Source organism: Streptomyces sp. NPDC050549, from assembly GCF_040655035.1.
GTDB lineage: Bacteria > Actinomycetota > Actinomycetes > Streptomycetales > Streptomycetaceae > Streptomyces.
Genome location: NZ_JBFAJD010000004.1, coordinates 99,061 through 116,458 on the forward strand (window position 1 = coordinate 99,061; position 17,398 = coordinate 116,458).

The following is a 17,398-nucleotide window of genomic DNA, read 5'->3' on the forward strand; positions in this document are numbered from 1 at the left end:
CTACCTGGACCGGCCTGCTTGGCGCTACTCGGCCGCGTACGCCACGAAGTCGGTCCAGGCGGTGGGGGCGAGGGTGAGGCGGGGACCCTGGGTGTTCTTGGAGTCGCGGACGTGGATGGTGTGGGGGGTGGTGGCTATTTCGACGCAGTCGCTGGGGTTGCTGCTGTCGCTGTAGCTGCTCTTGAACCAGTGGAGTTCGGGGGTGCTCATAGTGCTCCCAGCGCTTGCTCGATGAAGGCCAGCGACTCCCCTGGCGAGAGAGCCTGAGCCCGGATAATGCCATACCGCAGTTCGAGGATTCGGAGCTGGCGTGGGCTATCAACAGGGCGGCCGCCGAACTCGTCGTCGGTGCGCCCCGCTCCCTTGCCGTCTTTGAACTTAAGCACCTGAATGCGACCACTTGTTCCTGGGTGATCCGCGCGTGCGGTCGGCATCACTTGGAACTCGACGTTCGGCAACCGGGCCACCCCCAGCAGGTGTTCGAGCTGTCGGCGCAGCACCATCGTCCCGCCGATGGGGCGTTCCAGAGTCACCTGCTCCTGGACGAAGCTGAGTTCCGGAGCGGGCTCCCGCTCGAAGATGACCTGTCGAGCCATGCGTGCAGCGACCGCCCGCTCCAACGCCTCCGTGGACAGCTTGGGCCGCCATGTCCCGAGGAGCGCCCGTGCGAACTCCGGTGTCTGCAACAACCCATGGATGTTGTGGTTGCTGTACAGCTGAAGCTCGACCGCCATGTCCTCCATCTTTTTCAGGTCCCGCACCTTCTTCGGGTACTGGGCCTTCTCCACATCCTCCCTGAACGCCCGCAGATGCCCACCCGCGTTCAGGACATCGTCGGCACGGTCCAGGAACTCCACCCGAGGAATCCGCGCCCCGCGCTCGATCTTGCGGATCATGTCCTCGCCGTAGCCCATGACTTGGGCGAATTCGGCCACCGTCATCCGGGCTTGCTCCCGACAGAACCTGACGAGTCGCCCCACCGCCTCCACCAACGGCGCGCTCTCATCGCCGGGTTCGAGGTCCCAGCCGGCCTCGTCCACGCCTTCGTTCTCGTTGCTCACGCTTTCGTCACTCATGGCCACCCACCTCCAACGCGCACCCGTACCCGTAGGTCGTCCGAGACAGCCGAGACAACGCGAGACAACGACGGGACAGCGCGGATACGTACAGGCGTCATCGCACGTCAAGGCAAACACGGTCGGCCACGCTGAGTGACATGAACCAAGAAACCACTCAGCCTGAGATCCAACTCGCCAACCCCGTCCGCAACTTCAGCGCGCGCCTGTCACCCACACCCCACGGAGCCCGCCAGGCCCGCCTGCTCGCGGTGCGGCAACTCCGCGACTGGGGCCTCCCGTTGGACCCGGCGGAGCATCTCGTGGCCGAACTGGCGGCCAACGCGGCCACGCACGGCCGCGTACCGGGCCGGGACTTCGGGCTCACGCTCTACGTGGTGGGCGGCACCCTGCGCATCGAGGTCACCGACACCTGCGGCGACCGCCTGCCCCGCCCCCAACACCCAGCCGTGGAAGCCGAATCCGGCAGAGGACTCCTCCTCGTCGAGGCGCTAGCCGACCGCTGGGGCGTCGCCCGGGGACCGCGCCCACGCAAGACGATCTGGGCGGAACTGGACCTCGCACCGGAACCGGAGCACGGGTTCTCGTGCTCCGGTGCGAGGGGCGCTCTTTCCCAAGAACCACGACGGTGAAAGAACCCCCACCAAGCCCCACCCCACCCTCCCGGCAGCACAGCCCGCCGCTCACCCATGTGGGTGAACATCACCAACTGGGCTGGATTCCGAGCGGGTTGCGTGATCTACGCTCAGCGCAAACAACCCCAGACATACGACGGCCCTCGCCGGGACTGGCATCCCAAGGCGAGGGCCTGACCACCAAGGAAGAGAACAGCTTCCCGATGGATACACGCGACATTACCGCGCCCCCGCACGCCCGGTCCCGGCACACCGCCGACAAACACCCGAACCAGCGGCACCGCGCACCCGGCGGTGGGCTCACGCACGACAACGCCCGCCACACCGCCCGCTTCACGGTGATCGGCAACCACCTCGCCCAGCACCCGGAGCTGTCGGGTCTCGCGATCGGACTCGGCGTCCACATCCAGTCCCTCCCCGCAGGCGCCCGCGTCGACATCAAAACCCTCGCCGCCCGCTTCCCCGAGGGCACGACGCGAATCGCCGCCGCCCTACGGGAGTTGGAGACCCACGGCTACCTCCGCCGCGAACGCCACCGCGTGCCCGACGGCCGCATCGTCACCCGCACGATTTCGTGCAACCAGCCCGGCCACCACCGCGAGACAGCCCCCGCGCACACCCCGGCGACGCCGAAGAAACGCACACCCCGCAAGCCCCTCCCCGCCGTACCGCGCCCGTCCTACCCGGCCCCCGCCCTCCTCCAGACGGCCACAGACCTCCTCGCAGACCTCCGCCGCCACGACCCCCGCCTGCTCCTCTCCGCATGCGACACGGCCCACCTCGCGCCCGGCGTCGCGGCCTGGCTGGAGCGCGACATCAGCCCCACCGCCGTACGACACGCACTGATCACCGACCTGCCACCCGATCCCCTACGCCGCCCCGCAGCCCTCCTGGGCCACCGCCTAGCCGCGCAGTTGCCGCCCCCGCCACCATTCCGCGCCCCGGCACCACCACCAGCCGTACGGCACCCACTCCAGAACTGCGACGGCTGCGACCACGCCTTCCGCGCGCCCGAACCAGGCCGCTGCCGCGACTGCCGAACCGACCTTCCGATGGCCGCCTAGCATGAAGGGGACGATCCTTGCCCCCGGGCACAGACCACGAGGAGCGAGCGCCATGACCATCGCCTCGGACAACGCGCAGCAGGGCGCCACCCACCAGTACCGGGCCATGAGGGACGTCCTGCAGGCCATGGACGACACCCTTCCCGGCAAGTTCGAGATCACCAAGGAAGGGATCGTCCACGACATGATGTCGCCGGGAGGACCGCACGAAGTCACGGCAGCACACATCAGCCGGCGACTTGAAAAAGTCATGCCGGACGAGTTGCTGGCTCACAACGGGACCCCCGATGTGGAGGACGAGCCCGAGGGGATCATGCGTCACCCCGACGTGATGGTGATCGCCTGGACCGACCTGGACACCGAAGCCTCCATCGACCCGCACACCCTCATCGCCGCCATCGAAGTGGTCTCCCGCTCCAACCCGGACAACGACTGGGTCAGCAAGATGCGCGACTATCCCCTGATCGGGATCCCCACCTACGCCGTCTTCGACCCCCGCACCGGTACCGGCGCCGTCCTCACCGACATCCACGCCACCCCCGACGGCCCCCGCTACGCCACCCGCAAGGACTTCGTCTACGGCGAGGACGTCACCATCGCCGAGTGGACCATCTCGACGGAGGGCTTGCCGCGCTATGCGGCGTCTGGCAGCCCAGAGTCCTGAGGGGGGACAGGAAACCCCTGGCTAAATCCGCGCCACGAGGGCCATGACGGCCATCCAGCCGACACAGCCCCCGCATGCGATCAACAGCGGCAGCCACCTCTGGACGCGCCGGGCCCGGACGACCAACCACACCGCGACCGCAACCACCGCGAGCCCCATGACGGCCGCGATCACCTGAAGACCACCGGGCGCCTCCCCCTGGCCCTGACCTGTCGCGGCCCGACGGAGAACCGCCAGCAGGCCTACGGCGAGCAGCGCCACGAAACCGCTCGTTTCCAGTCGTCGACGGCCGCACCGAGTTTCCCGAGATCTACGTCGAGCAGGTCCGTGTACTTGAGTGGCACCGCGGTTCGTCTCTCTCAGTGGAAGTAACGGCTGAGGCTGGACACGGACATCGCGGAACCATCCCGGCCACGGATCTCGGCGGAGATCTGCGTGTCGTCCTGAGCGTGCAGCTTCTTGCTGTAGTCCAGGTGGTTCGAAATGTGCGCGACGGCCTGAAGCACCGACTTGACCTGCGAGGTCCAGACCGAGACCGTGGTCACGAGGGCGGGACCCATCGCAAAGCCGCTGCCCTTCAACTCCTCACCGGCCTGCGTCGTCGAGCCGGATCCACTCCTGCCCGATCCCGCACCGGCGATGTCCACGCGCTGCCGCAACTGGTCGTGAAGGATGTACGCCTCATGCCCTACGGCACCGAGGTCGTCCTGGTGCACCACCAGGTCACCGCCGACACCGCCCCCGCCAGCGGGGAGTTGGTCGAGCCGCATGTGCGCGGAACCTCTCCGGGCCGCGTCGGCCTTGAGCTGCTCCCACTCTTCCCAGGCCATTCCCCCGTACCTTTCTTACTCGATCGTCAACTGATCAACGGGGACGAGGCTTGATCACGCGGAGCCCCGCCACTGCCCGCTGATCAGCTCATGCAGGCCCGCGCGTTCATCGGCGCACGGCGAGCACCACCACGGATCCAACGACCGGAACTGTCCAGAGGACACCGGACGACACCGGACCGGACGATCCAGGTCCTGGCCCACCTCCACGGAGCCGAGACGCCCAACTCCCTCGGCACACCCGACACGCCCAGCACACTCAACACACTTGGCACACTCGACCCACTCGGCACGCCCACTGAGACCCCTTCGCTACACCCGCCGGCTCTCCAACGGCCCCAGGTACAGCGCCGGCAGACCCCCCGTGTCGATCACGAGCCGCTGCAGCACCACCGTCGGGTCCACCATCCAGAACTTCAACCGGTGGACCCCGGCCTTCGTCAGGGAGTGTTTCGTCGACGTCGCGTTGACGTTGTCGGAGGTGTTGCGGGCCCACACCGTGTTCAACAACCCGTCATCAGCACCGACGTTGATGTCGACGGTCTCGATCGGGCCGTCGTCCAGGGAGACGCCGTAGCGCAGCCCGCCCGTCGGCAACGCAGGGTTACGAGGGGACAGGTACGCCCACACCGTCACCTCACCCCCGGAAACCGCCCCCAACAGGCTCACCTCGTACTCCAGCCGCGGCGAACCCGCCCCACCCGGCATCTGCCTGGGCAGCGTCACGGGCCACGGCGTCACCCCCGCCCCCGTCCGCCCGATGCCGTCGATACGGCGCCACCCGCCGACCGCACGGTCATAGTGCTCCGCGTCGATCGCCACATAACCGCTCGCCTCCACGAACCCCCGCAGCCCTCGCAGTTCCCGGGCCGACGGCTTCTCCGCGACGCAGGTGACAGTCACCGACGCCCCCGCACCGGTCACCGTCAACACCCCCTCCGCACGCCCGACCGGCACCCGGGCCCAGTCCACCCCCACCTCGACCCGCACCTGCCGCTCCACCCGCCCCCGCGACCGCTCCACCACCAACCACGGCACCGACGACGTATCGATCCGGTAATCGAAGGGCGTACGCCCCCGGTTGAACACCTCGACGAACTGCTGCGGCCGCGTCTGATACGGACTGAACACCGGCAACACAGCACCGGTAGCCGCCCCCGTCCCACCGGGCCACACGTCCTCCGACCCATCCACCGCCACCCCCAACCCCGCCCCCACCGGCACCTCAATCCGCCGCACCGCCGGAAACAGCACATCCGGCAACGCCACGTTGTCCTTCTCCGGCTGCTGCCACCCGGCGTTGGGCCCGTACCGCTCCACATCCCCGTAGTCGATGTGCGGCTGCGTCTGGAAGCCGCGCCATTTCCCGCCCGCCACCGCCGAGTTGAAGCGGTCGGCCAACGCGAAGTCCGTCGCCAACCCCGTCTCCGCCGCCTCCGCGAGGTCGTTCGTCGCGGCCCGGCCCTGCGCCGCGTAGAGCAGGTTCGTGAACTCGGCCGACCGCAGCTCGTACAGGTTGGCGGTCGCCAGCACCTCGTACCCGACGAGTTCGAACCACGCGTCCCGCACCCCGCCGCCCGGCAACCGCCGTCCGATCCGCTCGGCCCGTCGCCCCAGCTCCCGCCACTCCTCCGTGACCCGCTCCAACTCCCGGTGCCCGAAGGCGAACGGCGTCTGCTGGTCGTCGTAGACCACCTGGCCGTCGACGAGAGTGATCCGCCGGTTCAACAGTTCCGGCTTGCGGCGCGCCTGCAACTGCCCGTACACGGCCAGCACCGAGGCGATCTCGTCGGCCTGCCCCGCTCCGAAGTTCTGCCGCGCGTACCGCCGTTCCCACTCCCCCAAGCGCCCCAGATCCCAACCCTCCGGATTCCAGGCGTAGTTGAGGAAGAACTCGGTCGGCAGCTCGTTCCCCTTCAGGTCGCCCACATTCGCGACCCACAACCCACGATTCCCGTACGCGTGCGCCGCGTGCAGCTGCTCCCACACGTTCCGCAGGTTCGCCGTGTCCACCCACTTGTAGTTCCGCCCGGCGCCCACGTAGTCGAAGTGGTAGTACAGCCCGTAACCACCAACCCGGCCCTCCGCCGCATCCGGATGCCTGCGGATGTTCCCCCAGTTGTCGTCCGTCAGCACGACCGTGACATCGTCCGGCGCCCTCAACCCCCGGTCCCAGTACCGCTGGACCTCCTTGTACAGCGTCCACACCTGCGGGGTCTCCGCCGCCGGGCGGCCCGTCACCTCCTCGATGATCTGGCGCTGGGCCGCGATGATCTCCTGCATCAGTTCGATGCCGTCGCCGTCGGGGAGGCTCGTGTCTCCGTTTCCGCGCATGCCGAGTGTGACGACGCCCTCGAAGCCCTGGTCGACCATGCGTTGCACTCCGGCGCGCCAATAGGCGCGTATCGCCTGGGAGTTGAGCCGGTACGACCACTCCCCCGTCCCGCCGTACGGATCGTGCCCCGGCGTCACGATCGCCCCGGACGAGTCCCGGACGGCGGCGACCGCATGCCGGTTCCACTCCTCGATCCCCCGCATCATCGGCGCCTCATGCGACGTGCCCATGACAATTCCGTACTCCGATGCCCGTCGGTGGTTCTCCGGGTCGTCCTCCGCGAAGGCCCGCCCCCATACCGCCGGCCAGAGGTAGTTCCCCTTCAGCCGCAGCAGCACCTCGAAGACCTTGCCGTAGAAGTCCGCGGTGAAGCCGCCCGGATACCCCGGCGCCTTGCCCGGTCCGAAGTACGCCGGCGCCCAGGTCCCCAGCGCGGGGTTCTCGTCGTTGATGAAGAAGCCGCGGTACTTCACGGCCGGCGTGCCCTGCGAGTAGCGGCCCGGCAGCACCCACACCTCACTCCGCCGCGTCGGGGGTACGTCGTCCCACCAGTGCCAGGGCGAGATCCCGATGCCGTACGACACGTCGTAGGCGCCGAAGATCGTGCCGCGCGGGTCGCTGCCCGCGACGACGAACGCCCGGTCCACGCCCGGCATCGGGTGCTCGACCACCGTCTGCAACGAGGTCTCCCACCTGCCCCGCACCCCCGAGACGTCCAGTTTCCCGGCGGCCACCAATCCGTCGATCAGCGCGCTGCGGCCGATCGTGCCGACCAGCACCACCTCACGCCTCCGCGCGAGCGCGCTTCCGGGGCGTACGCCCGTGACGCGTTCGATGTCGTCCCGCAGATCCCCTGCCACCCGTACGACTCCTGGGTGATCGCCGGGGTCCACCACGACCGGGGCGCCGACGAGAGGGAAGGCACCCGCCGTACGCGAGAAGGAGATGTACGCACCCGCGTCCAGGGGCCGCGGGACCCTCGACGACAGCACCGGCACCGCGGCAAGTCCCGCGCCCAGAACGGCTCTTCGGCTCACGCGCTCGCCCATGACTCATCCCTCCGAAGCGAATTTGCTCAGCGGCATGACAAATGGTGGGGCGAGTGGAGAGAGGGGACAACGGGTCGTACGCGCCGAATAGTTTCGTAACAGCGGCCCCGCAACGACGAAGAGGCCCGTACGACCGAAGTCGTACGGGCCTCCCCGGAAACTACTACCAGGTCAGATCAGAACTACTTGTTGATCTTGGTGACCTGGCCGGCGCCCACCGTGCGGCCACCCTCACGGATGGCGAACTTCAGGCCCTCTTCCATGGCGACGGGCTGGATGAGCGAAACGGTCATCTCAGTGTTGTCGCCCGGCATGACCATCTCGGTGCCCTCGGGGAGGGTCACGACGCCGGTCACGTCCGTGGTGCGGAAGTAGAACTGGGGACGGTAGTTGTTGAAGAACGGCGTGTGACGGCCACCCTCGTCCTTGGACAGGATGTACGCCTGGGCCTCGAACTCCGTGTGCGGGGTGACCGAGCCGGGCTTGATGATGACCTGGCCGCGCTCGACGTCCTCGCGCTTGATGCCACGGAGGAGGAGACCGACGTTCTCACCGGCCTGGCCCTCGTCGAGCAGCTTGCGGAACATCTCGATGCCGGTGACCGTGGTGGTGGTCTTCTCCTGCTTGATGCCGATGATGTCAACGGTCTCGTTGACCTTCAGGACACCACGCTCGATACGGCCGGTGACGACCGTACCGCGACCGGTGATCGTGAAGACGTCCTCGACGGGCATGAGGAACGGCTTGTCGACGTCACGCTCGGGGGTCGGGATCGACTCGTCGACGGCGGCCATCAGGTCGAGGACCGTCTGGCCCCACTCCTTGTCGCCCTCGAGAGCCTTGAGCGCCGAGACCTTGACGACCGGAAGGTCGTCGCCCGGGAACTCGTACTCGGAGAGGAGCTCACGGACCTCGAGCTCGACGAGCTCCAGGATCTCCTCGTCGTCCACCATGTCGGCCTTGTTCAGGGCGACGACGATGTACGGAACGCCGACCTGGCGGGCCAGGAGCACGTGCTCCTTGGTCTGCGGCATCGGGCCGTCGGTGGCCGCGACCACGAGGATGGCGCCGTCCATCTGCGCCGCACCCGTGATCATGTTCTTGATGTAGTCCGCGTGACCGGGGCAGTCGACGTGGGCGTAGTGACGCGTCTCGGTCTGGTACTCGACGTGCGCGATCGAGATCGTGATACCGCGCTGGCGCTCCTCGGGAGCCTTGTCGATCTGGTCGAAGGCCGAGGCCTCGTTCAGGTCCGGGTACGCGTCGTGCAGCACCTTGGTAATGGCGGCCGTGAGGGTCGTCTTACCGTGGTCGATGTGACCGATGGTGCCGATGTTGACGTGCGGCTTAGTCCGCTCGAACTTTGCCTTCGCCACTGGGGTCCTCCTGCGGAGTGGTTCTGGTACGCCTTACTCATCGGCGCCAGGTGATCTTTGCTGGGATGCCGCCCGCCGGGCTCTGCCCTCCCGGGTGAGCCCCGGCGGTCGGTGTCAAGCCTAAAGCGTGCAAACGGTGTGTGTTACTCGCCCTTGGCCTTCGCGATGATCTCCTCGGCGACGTTCCGGGGAACCTCGGCGTAGGAGTCGAACTGCATCGAGTAGCTTGCGCGACCCGAGGTCTTGCTGCGGAGGTCGCCGACGTAGCCGAACATCTCCGAGAGCGGCACGAGGCCCCTCACGACGCGGGCACCGGCACGCTCCTCCATGGCCTGGATCTGGCCACGGCGGGAGTTGATGTCGCCGATGACCTCGCCCATGTAGTCCTCGGGCGTGGTGACCTCGACGGCCATCATCGGCTCAAGGAGCACGGGAGACGCCTTGCGGGCGGCCTCCTTGAACGCCTGTGAACCGGCGATCTTGAACGCGAGCTCGGAGGAGTCGACCTCGTGGTAGGCACCGTCGAGCAGCGTGATGCGGACGCCCGTCATCTCGTACCCGGCGAGGATGCCGAACTGCATGGCCTCCTGCGCACCGGCGTCCACCGAGGGGATGTACTCCCGCGGGATACGGCCACCGGTGACCTTGTTCACGAACTCGTACGCCGGACCGTCGGTCTCGGTGATCGGTTCGATCGCGATCTGCACCTTGGCGAACTGACCGGTACCACCGGTCTGCTTCTTGTGGGTGTAGTCCACGCGCTCGACGGCCTTACGGATCGTCTCACGGTAGGCGACCTGCGGCTTGCCGACGTTGGCCTCGACCTTGAACTCACGGCGCATACGGTCGACCAGCACCTCGAGGTGCAGCTCGCCCATACCGCCGATGATCGTCTGGCCGGTCTCCTCGTCCGAGTGGACCTGGAAGGAGGGGTCCTCCTCCGCGAGACGCTGGATGGCGACACCCAGCTTCTCCTGGTCGCCCTTGGACTTGGGCTCGATCGCGACCTGGATGACCGGCGCCGGGAAGTCCATGGACTCCAGGATCACCGGGTTCTTGTCGTCGGACAGCGTCTCACCGGTGGTGGTCTGCTTCAGGCCCATGACGGCGACGATGTCGCCGGCGCCCACCGAGTCGATCTCCTCACGCTTGTTCGCGTGCATGCGGTAGATCTTGCCGATGCGCTCCTTCTTGCCCTTGACCGAGTTCAGCACTGCCGAACCCGCCTCCAGGCGGCCCGAGTAGACCCGGACGAAGGTGAGCTTGCCCAGGTGCGGGTCGCTCATGATCTTGAACGCGAGCGCGGACAGCGGCTCGTCCACGGACGGCTTGCGCTTGACGACCAGCTCCGGGTCCTTCACGTCGTGGCCCTCGATGGCCTCGACGTCCAGGGGAGTCGGCAGGTAGCGCACGACCGCGTCGAGCAGGGGCTGGACGCCCTTGTTCTTGAACGCGGTACCGCAGAACACCGGGGTGACCGTGGTGTCCTTGGACTTGCCGGACGCGATGGTGATACGACGGATCGCGGCGTACAGCTGCTCCTCGGTGGGCTCGACGCCCTCCAGGTACAGCTCCATGATCTCTTCGTCGTTCTCCGCGACGGCCTCGACGAGCTTGTTGTGCCACTCCTCGGCGGCCTCGGTGTGCGTGGCCGGGATGTCGACGACGTCGTACATCTCGCCCTTCGCAGCCTCGGCGGACCACACGAGCGCCTTCATGCGGACCAGGTCCACAACGCCCTTGAAGTCCATCTCGGCGCCGATCGGCAGCTGCATGACGAGCGGCTGGGCGCCCAGGCGGTCCGAGATCATGTCCACACAGCGGTGGAACTCGGCGCCGGTACGGTCCAGCTTGTTCACGAAGCAGATGCGCGGCACGCCGTAACGGTCGGCCTGACGCCACACCGTCTCGGACTGCGGCTCGACACCGGCGACACCGTCGAACACCGTGACGGCACCGTCGAGGACGCGCAGCGAGCGCTCCACCTCGACGGTGAAGTCGACGTGCCCCGGGGTGTCGATGATGTTGATCGTGTAGTCGTTGTCCTCAAGCGGCCAGTGACAGGTGGTGGCAGCAGAGGTGATCGTGATGCCACGCTCCTGCTCCTGCTCCATCCAGTCCATGGTGGCGGCGCCGTCGTGGACCTCACCGATCTTGTAGCTGACGCCGGTGTAGAAGAGGATCCGCTCAGTGGTGGTCGTCTTGCCCGCGTCGATGTGGGCCATGATCCCGATGTTGCGGACCTTGGCCAGGTCAAGTGAAGTGGTAGCCATAAGGCTTCAGTCTTCTCTCGGTCTCGATGGGGTCTGCGACTACCAGCGGTAGTGCGCGAAGGCCTTGTTGGACTCGGCCATCTTGTGGGTGTCCTCGCGCTTCTTGACGGCCGCGCCGAGGCCGTTCGAAGCGTCGAGAAGTTCGTTGAGCAGACGCTCGGTCATGGTCTTCTCGCGACGGGCGCGGGAGTAACCGACCAGCCAGCGCAGCGCGAGCGTGTTGGCGCGACCGGGCTTGACCTCGATCGGAACCTGGTACGTCGCACCACCGACACGGCGGGACTTGACCTCAAGCGTGGGCTTGATGTTCTCCAGCGCGCGCTTCAGCGTGATGACCGGGTCGTTGCTGGTCTTCTCGCGCAGGCCCTCCATGGCGCCGTACACGATGCGCTCGGCGGTGGAGCGCTTGCCGTTCAGCAGCACCTTGTTGATCAGGGAGGTGACAAGAGGAGAACCGTAGACCGGGTCGATGATGACCGGGCGCTTCGGGGCGGGGCCCTTACGAGGCATTTTCTACTTCTCCTTCTTGGCGCCGTAGCGGCTGCGGGCCTGCTTGCGGTTCTTGACACCCTGGGTGTCAAGGGAGCCGCGGATGATCTTGTAGCGAACACCGGGCAGGTCCTTCACACGACCGCCACGCACGAGCACGATGGAGTGCTCCTGCAGGTTGTGTCCCTCACCCGGAATGTAAGCGGTGACCTCGATCCCGCTGGTCAGACGCACACGCGCGACCTTACGCAGGGCCGAGTTCGGCTTCTTCGGGGTGGTCGTGAACACACGCGTGCAGACGCCGCGACGCTGAGGGGAACCCTCGAGTGCGGGCGTCTTGTTCTTCTCGACCTTGTCCTGCCGGCCCTTCCGGACCAGCTGCTGGATCGTAGGCACTACTTCTCCGGTTTCTGTGTGCCGATGGTGAAGCTAACCTGGAACGTCGCCGACCCACGCGGTCGGGTGTGTCGAATCCCGCAGACTTTCGCCGTGCAGCAAAAGGGGCGCAGATTGCGGTGGCCAGTGTCGGCCCCCTTAGTGCGGTTCAAGGCACGCACGAGGGCCAGGGCACACCCCAGGCACAAGGTCTGAGCGTACCTACCTCATTCGCTGCGGTCAAAACAAATGGGTGTCACCCACGGCTCGGCACGGACCAAGCCGAAGCCGCACCCCCTCCGCGATCTTCGAATCTACGGTACGAACGGGTCAGCTGGAGCTCAGGCCGGCCACCACGAGCAGCATGAGGAACAGGGTCCAGGCGCTGACCGCGAGCCACCCGAAGACCAGCCCGGTCAGCGCCAGCCCGTCACCGGTCTCGTCGGTCCGCCGTATCTCCGCGCGGGCGGTGTGGCCGAGGATCACCGCGGGGATGCCGGTCAGGCCCAGCGTCGGCACGATCAGCAGGCCGCAGACCAGGGCGCCGACCGCCTTGCCGTTGGTCGGCGGCAGCCGAGCCGGCAGGAAGGTCGGCGGCACCGGACGGAACCCGGGCTGCGGCGCCTGGACGACCGTCGCCTGCGGACCCTGGGGCAGGTCGGCGACCAGCAGCATCAACTCGCCGACCGTACGGGCGTCGTAGGCGCGCGCGACCCGCTTCTCCAGCTCGTCCTCCCGCAGCCGCCCCTCGGCGAAGCCCGCCCGGAGCACGTCCACGGCCCGCTCGCGGTCGGCGGTCGCCGCCAGCATCGACGCCCCGCCCTGTCCGTGCCACGGCTGCGGTCCCTGCCCCTGCCACGGTGTCGGGTACGACACGGAACACCTCCCCCGGCGCCGGAGACCGAATGCCTCCATGATGCTCCAACGCACCGAAAACGGCACCGGTTCCCCACCCGGCACTTCCCGGGCCGCACCGGCCCCGGTGGCGCGAACCCGCATGCTGACGCACATGCTTCCGCCAGTGGCCGGTTTCCGCACTTTAACTCTCCGCGACTCCGTGCTTTCAGTACGTTGATCGACCCACTGTCGGAATTCGGGGGATGTAAATGACAACGGGGATACCGGCGTACACGCCGGACGACGGGGGTCTGGACGACCAGGTGCCGTTCCTGGCGCGGCTGGAGGCCGAGGACCGCTCGGCGCTGCTGGCCCTGGGACGCGCGCTGGACTTCACCCCCCGGACGGTCCTGGTCCGCCAGCACGAACCCTCCGCGCACGTGCTCTTCCTCGTGCACGGCTGGACCAAGGTCACCGCCTCGGCCGCCAACGGCTACGAGGCCCTGCTCGCGCTGCGCGGCCCCGGCGACATCGTCGGCGAGTCGGCCGCGCTGACCGGACGCCCGCGGTCGGCGACGGTGACCGCGCTGGAACCGGTGCGGGCGGTGGCGGTGGAGCGCGGCCAGTTCAAGGGCTTCCTCAACCGCTCTCCCGCCACCTCCTTCGCCCTCCTCGGCCTCACCACGGACCGCACCCGCGCGGCCGACCGGCGCCGGCTGGAGTTCGCGTCGATGAGCGTGCGGGAACGGTTCGCCGTGCTGCTCCTGGACCTGACCCGCACCCACGGCCGCCGCACCCCCGACGGCATCGAACTCGCCGTCCTCCTCAGCAAGCAGGAGCTGGCCGGGTCGGTCGGCGCGTCCCGGGAGATGGTGCAGCGCCTGCTGAAGGAGTTACGGGACAAGGGGGCCGTGTCCACCGGCCGCCGCACGATGCTGATCATGCGCCCGGACATCCTGCGCCGCATAGCCGCCGCGGGCCCGACCGCGGGGATCCCGTCGCCTCCGGGGCCGGTGGAGGACTGAACAGCCCCGGACTGTGAACACCTTCACAGTCCAAGTGCGTCATCCTCCCTCACCGCTGAAGCCCCGTCAGCCTCACGCTGCTGCTCTGACAAGCACGCCCCGCGCAATCCGCACGAGCACGCCCCCGCGAAAGGCGACCATGAGCGACCCCGTGAGCCGCACGATCCTGTTGCTGGACATCGAGAGGTACAGCGACCGGGACGACGTCGAACAGGCCTATCTGCGCCGCATGCTCTACGACATCACCGACCGCACGCTGGAGAGCGCGGGCATCGACGAGACCCGGCGGCTGCGGGCCGACCGCGGCGACTCGGTGATGGAGCTGATCGACGCGAGCGCCCCCGTCACGGCGCTGTTGCGGGCCCTGCTCACGGAGGTGCCGGTCCGGCTGAAGGCGGTCAACCGCATGGCGTCGCGCTCCGCGCAGATCCGGCTGCGCGGTGTCGTCGCCACCGGTTACGTCGCCGTCGACCAGCACGACGGCTGGGTCGGCTCCGACCTCAACCACGCCTGCCGGCTGCTGGACGCGGACGTCCTGCGCGCCGCCCTGCGCGAGCGGACCGCCGACTTCGCGCTGTGCGTCTCGGACGCCCTGTACACGGGAGTCGTCCGCCACGACCACCCGGGCATCCCGGCCGACGGCTTCCACCGGGTGACGGTGGCGAGCAAGAACGGCCCGCTGGAGGCCTGGCTGCACGGACCGGTGCCCGACGGGGCGACCGGCGAGAACCACGGTGACACGGGGGAGGGGGAGGCGCAGGGCGGATCGGGGGACCGCCCTGCGCCCCGGACCGCCGCGTCCCGGGACCCGGGTTCGGACGCCCCCTCGGCGGACGTCCACGAGGAGCGGGTTCCGCCGCAGGGCGGATCCCCCGAGAGCCGCCCGGCGCCGGACGCAACACGGGGAGCCCCGGCGCCGGGTGTCGTCTTCAACTTCAACGGCGGTTCACCGTCCTTCGGCGGCAGCCTGGTCGGCCACGACCAGCACGGCGTCAGCGGCGGCCAGGTCACCGGCGACGTCCACCTCGGCGGGCAGGAGCGGAGGGACGGCGCATGAGCGACCAGGAGGAGCCCGAGAAGCCGAGAGCGGCGTCCGGCGGCACGTCCGACCCGAAGGAGCAGAAGAACCCCAGGGACCAGAAAGGCGCCAAGGGCGCCAAGGGTTCCGGTGACGCGAAGCAGGGCGACCCGGCCGCCGACGACACGGCACCACAGGGCGGCGCCGGCGACGACGCGGAGGAACGCGACCAGCCGCAGACCGCGTGGGCGGCCCGGCGGGACCTGATCGACCACAGCCCGCGCAGCATGAACGTCGGCGACCGCTCCCGCTTCGGCGGCGGCCTCGTCGGCCACGACCAGCACGGCGTCAGCGGCGGCCGGGTCACCGGCGACGTCATCATGGGCAGCAAGACGGAGATCCACTACGCGATACCCGGTCTGTCCGCGCCCGCCTCCGCCTCCGGTGAGGTCCCGCGGATCGTCCTGGAGCGCCTGGCCGAGACCTTCGTCGCCGACGAGGAGTACATGGCCGGACTCCTCGAACGCCTGCGCAGCGACCGCGTCCTGGTGCTGTCCGGCGCCCGCTTCACCGGCCGCCACACCGCCGCCCTGATGCTGCTGCACCGGCTGGGCGCCGACCCCGTCCGCACCCTGGTGCGCGACACCAGCCCGGCCTCCCTCGCCGACGGGTTCAGCGCCGAGGACCAGGCCCGCGGCTACCTCGTCAGCGACCTCGCCACCCGCCGCGACCGCCCGCTGTGCGAACCGCACCTCCTCGCCGCGAAGGACCGGCTCGTCGAGCAGGACGCCTATCTCGTCGTCACCGTCGGCCACACCGCCGTACTGGAGAAGGACGTACCGAAGGTCGAGTGGCTGCCACCGAGCGCGGCCGAGGTCCTCGGCGCGCATCTGCGCACCCGCACCGACGAGGCGACAGCGGCCAAGCTGCTGGGCCTGCCGGACGTGGTCGAGTTCCTCGCCCGTGATCACCAGCTGCGCGAAGTCGCCGCGTTCGCCGTGCAGTTGGGCCGGTTCGCGGCCGGCGAGATCGCCGAGGACGCGATCGCGCAGTTCTCGCTGATCTCCCTGGAGAACCAGGTCCGGGAGTGGTTCGAGGAGGACGAGAGTGCGATCCATCTGCGCGACAAGGCGTTCCTGGTCGCGCTCGCCGCGTTCGACGGCGGCCCGTACGCCCTCACCGCCGAACTGAGCGACCTCCTCTACCGGTTCCTCCAGGAGACCGAGAACCCCACCCGCGTCCCCGAGGTCCCCGTCTTCGGCACCCACATCGGCAAGCGCCTCCAGCTCGCCCGCGCCACGAGATACGAGGAGGACGAGCACACCGAGTGGGGTCCGGTCGCCCAGCAGAAGGCCAGATTCCTGGACGAGCGGGCCTCGCTGGTGCTGCTGCGCGAGCTGTGGACCGGCCACCCGTCCGCCCGCCCGGCCCTCATCAACTGGCTGCGCCGGCTCGCCGACGACGGCCGTCCGCTGGTCCGCACCCGCGCCGCGTCCACCGTCGCGATCCTGGCCCGCACCGACCTGCCCTCCGCGATGGCCCTGGTCATCGAGGTGTGGGCCACCTCCAAGCTGTTCCGGCACCGGCTGGTCGCCGTCAACTCCCTGACCCTCGCCCACCTCATCGACACCCCCAACATCCCGCGCATCCTCGACGACTGGTGCGAGGGCGACGACGAGCGCCGCCGCTGGGTGGGCGTCCGGTCGTACGGCCTGATCGGCTCGGAGCGCCCCGAACAGGCACTCGCCGCCCTGCGCAAGGCGGTACGGCGGCTCTACGACAACGACCAGGACCTGTACGCCGACGACGACCGCAAGGACCTCGACCACGAGATCGGGCGTGAACTCGCCGAAGCCGTAGGGCTGTTGCTGCTCTCCTCGGCCGAGGAACGGGTGCTCGCGGAACTGCGGCAGCACCTCGACGACGACCGTGCCGTCCGCGACCTCACGCTCGCCGGCTTCGTCAACGCCTGCGGACGCACCGAGGGCGACGAGCGCTACGGCATGCCGCTGGTCCTCGACTGGTACGCCCGCGCGGTGGCCGCGGGCAGCGCCTCGGCGTACGGCATCCCCTACCTCTGGCGGGCCGCGCTGGCCGATCTGCGCACCACCCGGCCCGCGCTCGACGTGCTGCGCGCGTGGGTGCTGATCGCCGACCGCGCCACCGCCACCGAGTGGGCGCTCGCCGCCCTGCTCCCGGCGCTGGTGGCCACGCCCGAGGACCACCAGCGGCTCAGCCACCTGCTGCGCACCATGTCCGGCGAGGACGGAAAACCGCCGCCCGAGGTGGCGGCCCGCCTGCTGACCACGCTCCCCATCCGCTGACCCACGTCGGAACGACCCGCGCACGCCG

General features: G+C 68.8%; 16 protein-coding genes. 7 read left to right on the plus strand and 9 right to left on the minus strand.

The features are described from left to right. Positions 1-24: 24 nt before the first annotated feature. Together AB0I51_RS08380 and AB0I51_RS08385 are read right to left on the minus strand one after the other, a co-directional pair. A complete protein-coding gene (locus tag AB0I51_RS08380) occupies positions 25-210 on the minus strand; it encodes a DUF397 domain-containing protein (RefSeq protein ID WP_362972668.1) in 186 nt (61 codons plus the stop codon). Next, a complete protein-coding gene (locus tag AB0I51_RS08385) occupies positions 207-1,076 on the minus strand; it encodes a helix-turn-helix transcriptional regulator (protein ID WP_362972670.1) in 870 nt (289 codons plus the stop codon). Before AB0I51_RS08385 ends, AB0I51_RS08380 begins: the two co-directional genes overlap by 4 nt. Before the next feature lie 140 nt (positions 1,077-1,216). On the opposite strand from AB0I51_RS08385, the gene AB0I51_RS08390 reads away from it, so the two are divergent. From AB0I51_RS08390 to AB0I51_RS08405, 4 genes are all read left to right on the plus strand, one after another. Further along, positions 1,217-1,708: an ATP-binding protein gene (locus tag AB0I51_RS08390; RefSeq protein ID WP_362972672.1), complete on the plus strand. Its 492-nt coding sequence runs from the start codon at positions 1,217-1,219 to the stop codon at positions 1,706-1,708. A 206-nt stretch (positions 1,709-1,914) separates the two neighbouring features. Beyond that, a complete protein-coding gene (locus AB0I51_RS08395; RefSeq protein WP_362972674.1) occupies positions 1,915-2,775 on the plus strand; it encodes a helix-turn-helix domain-containing protein in 861 nt (286 codons plus the stop codon). Positions 2,776-2,827: 52 nt separating this feature from the next. Continuing rightward, complete coding sequence (locus tag AB0I51_RS08400; RefSeq protein ID WP_362972676.1) at positions 2,828-3,439, plus strand: Uma2 family endonuclease; 612 nt, start codon at positions 2,828-2,830, stop codon at positions 3,437-3,439. 43 nt (positions 3,440-3,482) lie between these two features. Next, positions 3,483-3,617 carry a hypothetical protein gene (locus tag AB0I51_RS08405; protein ID WP_362972678.1) on the plus strand — a complete coding sequence of 45 codons (135 nt, stop codon included), beginning with the start codon at positions 3,483-3,485 and terminating at the stop codon, positions 3,615-3,617. Positions 3,618-3,798: 181 nt separating this feature from the next. On the opposite strand, the gene AB0I51_RS08410 is transcribed toward AB0I51_RS08405, so the two are convergent. The 7 genes from AB0I51_RS08410 to AB0I51_RS08440 all read right to left on the minus strand — a co-directional run bounded on the left by AB0I51_RS08410 (position 3,799) and on the right by AB0I51_RS08440 (position 13,042). After that, a complete protein-coding gene (locus AB0I51_RS08410; RefSeq protein WP_362972680.1) occupies positions 3,799-4,269 on the minus strand; it encodes a hypothetical protein in 471 nt (156 codons plus the stop codon). Positions 4,270-4,581: 312 nt separating this feature from the next. Further along, entirely contained in the window at positions 4,582-7,653 is a 3,072-nt protein-coding gene (locus AB0I51_RS08415) for a glycosyl hydrolase 115 family protein (RefSeq protein WP_362972682.1), read from the minus strand. A gap of 182 nt (positions 7,654-7,835) precedes the next feature. Beyond that, entirely contained in the window at positions 7,836-9,029 is a 1,194-nt protein-coding gene (tuf, locus tag AB0I51_RS08420; protein WP_019072299.1) for an elongation factor Tu, read from the minus strand. 143 nt (positions 9,030-9,172) lie between these two features. Next, complete coding sequence (gene fusA, locus AB0I51_RS08425; RefSeq protein ID WP_362972684.1) at positions 9,173-11,302, minus strand: elongation factor G; 2,130 nt, start codon at positions 11,300-11,302, stop codon at positions 9,173-9,175. 39 nt (positions 11,303-11,341) lie between these two features. After that, on the minus strand, positions 11,342-11,812 hold the full coding sequence (gene rpsG, locus AB0I51_RS08430; RefSeq protein ID WP_005481264.1) for a 30S ribosomal protein S7: 471 nt from the start codon (positions 11,810-11,812) through the stop codon (positions 11,342-11,344). 3 nt (positions 11,813-11,815) lie between these two features. Next, entirely contained in the window at positions 11,816-12,187 is a 372-nt protein-coding gene (gene rpsL / locus AB0I51_RS08435) for a 30S ribosomal protein S12 (protein ID WP_003948652.1), read from the minus strand. 309 nt (positions 12,188-12,496) lie between these two features. Then, complete coding sequence (locus AB0I51_RS08440) at positions 12,497-13,042, minus strand: DUF1707 and DUF4190 domain-containing protein (protein WP_362972687.1); 546 nt, start codon at positions 13,040-13,042, stop codon at positions 12,497-12,499. Between the two features lie 230 nt (positions 13,043-13,272). Between AB0I51_RS08440 and AB0I51_RS08445 the strand changes: the two genes are divergently transcribed. From AB0I51_RS08445 to AB0I51_RS08455, 3 genes are all read left to right on the plus strand, one after another. Next, positions 13,273-14,028 (plus strand): Crp/Fnr family transcriptional regulator, encoded by a 756-nt coding sequence (locus AB0I51_RS08445; protein WP_362972689.1) that lies wholly within the window; start codon positions 13,273-13,275, stop codon positions 14,026-14,028. Positions 14,029-14,167: 139 nt separating this feature from the next. Next, positions 14,168-15,085 carry a hypothetical protein gene (locus tag AB0I51_RS08450; protein ID WP_362972691.1) on the plus strand — a complete coding sequence of 306 codons (918 nt, stop codon included), beginning with the start codon at positions 14,168-14,170 and terminating at the stop codon, positions 15,083-15,085. Beyond that, a complete protein-coding gene (locus AB0I51_RS08455; protein ID WP_362972693.1) occupies positions 15,082-17,370 on the plus strand; it encodes a hypothetical protein in 2,289 nt (762 codons plus the stop codon). The genes AB0I51_RS08450 and AB0I51_RS08455 overlap by 4 nt, the downstream gene beginning before the upstream one ends. Positions 17,371-17,398: the final 28 nt, after the last annotated feature.